The following is a 1275-nucleotide window of genomic DNA, read 5'->3' on the forward strand; positions in this document are numbered from 1 at the left end:
AGAGAGGGGGACAGCCTGCGCCAGCAGATGAATCGCCAGTTCAGCGCATGGCACCGGCGGCTTGCGTCCGCGGATGAACCCTTCGCGGCCGCGCCGGCATCGCCGGCGGCGCTCGATGTCAGGTTCTCGAACCTGTGCAATTTCAAGTGCCGAAGCTGCTGGCACGGCGCCAGTTCGAAGTGGTTCACCGATGGCCGCGCCATCGGCGTCACCGCGGGTGACAAAGCCGAGATCAAGAGCTTCGCCTCGGCCACCGAGATGATGGACCAGATGTCGGGCTGGATCGACAATATCGAGTCGATCTACTTCGCTGGCGGCGAACCGCTTTTGATGGAAGAGCACTATCGGTTGCTGGATGCTCTGATCGAGGCAGGACGAACCCATGTCAGCCTGCGCTATAATACGAACATGTCCGTCACGGGCTTGGGCGGAAGATCGATATTCCAGCTGTGGAACGCATTTGAGAATGTCAGTGTCCAAGCAAGTGTCGACGACACTGGTGCCCGCGGTGCCCTTATTCGGCACGGTTTCGACTGGCCGCTATTCGTCGACAACATCATCCGGCTGCGACGGGAATGTCCGGGCGTGGACTTGGAGTTCGGCATAACCGTTTCCGCTTTGAACGTCAGCACTTTGGTCGAGCTTCTGGATGCCTTGCGGCACGAGTGCGAGGCCAGGGCATCCGAGATCCACATGCACTCTCTGCAAGAGCCGAAATTCATGCGCACGCAGGTGCTTCCGCAGAGGCAAAAACGCAAGATCGAGCAAAAGTTGCGTTCCTTCCTGGCGCAGTCGGAACCAGGCGCCGGTGCCGAACAAATGCAACGCTACGTGAATGGCGTCATTGGCTATATGCGGTCAGAGGATCTGGCGTCCGAGCTGCCAAGGCTGGCAAAGCGCATGGACGCTCTTGACCGGCTGAGATCCGAATCGACGTCGAATGTCCTGACGGAAATTGGCCCGATTCTGGTATCGGCGCACGGTTTGTCCGGTACCGCGAGACGCTTCATCTCAGCAGCGCGCCGTGCCGCGGCCAGCTTCTGGCGACGAACGGCGCGTTGATCGGGGCGTTTATTCCGCAGCCTGCGCCTGTGGCGGCAGTCCGAGCCACCCCCTGCAATCGGCCAGCGCTCTCGCCGTGATCGCATGACGTTTGGCGACGGTCTTGTCCTTGCCGCGCAGGCGCTTGCCGTCGGCCTTCGGCGCTTCGACCGGCGGGAAAAGGCCGAAATTGACGTTCATTGGCTGGAAGGAGCGTTTGCCGGGCTCATCATC

The 1275-nt window shown here is 60.9% G+C and carries 1 protein-coding gene and 1 pseudogene; one reads left to right on the plus strand and one right to left on the minus strand.

The window, feature by feature from the left end:
- Positions 1-1062: twitch domain-containing radical SAM protein (locus EOA28_RS36115; RefSeq protein ID WP_128315859.1), on the plus strand; the 1062-nt coding region annotated here is incomplete at its 5' end.
- A 9-nt stretch (positions 1063-1071) separates the two neighbouring features.
- Here the strand turns inward: EOA28_RS36115 and EOA28_RS36120 are convergent.
- Positions 1072-1275, minus strand: a pseudogene (locus EOA28_RS36120) (FADH(2)-oxidizing methylenetetrahydrofolate--tRNA-(uracil(54)-C(5))-methyltransferase TrmFO); the annotation flags it as partial.

Source organism: Mesorhizobium sp. M2A.F.Ca.ET.067.02.1.1, assembly GCF_004023285.1.
In the GTDB taxonomy this organism is placed as follows: Bacteria; Pseudomonadota; Alphaproteobacteria; order Rhizobiales; family Rhizobiaceae; genus Mesorhizobium.